This window comes from Aerococcus sp. L_32, from assembly GCF_050689315.1.
On sequence record NZ_JBOEQF010001184.1, the window covers coordinates 1 to 564 of the forward strand.

Sequence of the window (564 nt, forward strand, 5' to 3'; positions counted from 1 at the left end):
ATTCAAAGAAGTACACGTAAATCGGGACACAGCGTGATTACGACACTCCCACCCGATGTCTTACAGCAACTCAACTTAAACTTGGGTGATTCCATTGAATATGTTATCAAAGGTGGTCACGTTGAAATCCGTAAAGCTGCCGAAAAAGAAGACGATTTTTTAGCAACGGTTAACGCAGTGATGGATGACTACAATGTTGCACTTGAAGGACTCGTTAGCCGATGATCCGTTATTTAACTGAACGGGAATTAGTTATGATTAATACGCTGCAGATTCAACGCTACAGCCCTGAGGAGCAGATCGGCGTAAAGGAGCCAACCGCTTTGAATATGTGTGTCGCTTTACCGAAACAGGCTGTATTTGATAAAGAACTTTATCCGACTCTGTTTGATAAAGCAGCCATATTGTACCAAAAACTAGTTCAGAAACACTGTTTTCACAATGCCAATAAGCGGACCGCATTGGTTGCGGTTCATACATTTTTACGTTTAAACGGTGTGACGTTAAACGTTAGCAATAAAGAAATAGAAGACTATACGGTAGCGATTGCTACAGATAAAGACC

At 41.3% G+C, this 564-nt stretch carries 2 protein-coding genes; both read left to right on the plus strand.

Annotated features, from left to right (window positions below):
- A partial coding sequence (locus ACRCJ0_RS18835) for an AbrB/MazE/SpoVT family DNA-binding domain-containing protein (protein WP_431391730.1) occupies positions 1 to 225 on the plus strand: 225 nt, incomplete at its 5' end.
- Positions 222 to 564: type II toxin-antitoxin system death-on-curing family toxin (locus tag ACRCJ0_RS18840; RefSeq protein ID WP_431391731.1), on the plus strand; the 343-nt coding region annotated here is incomplete at its 3' end. The genes ACRCJ0_RS18835 and ACRCJ0_RS18840, both read left to right, overlap by 4 nt.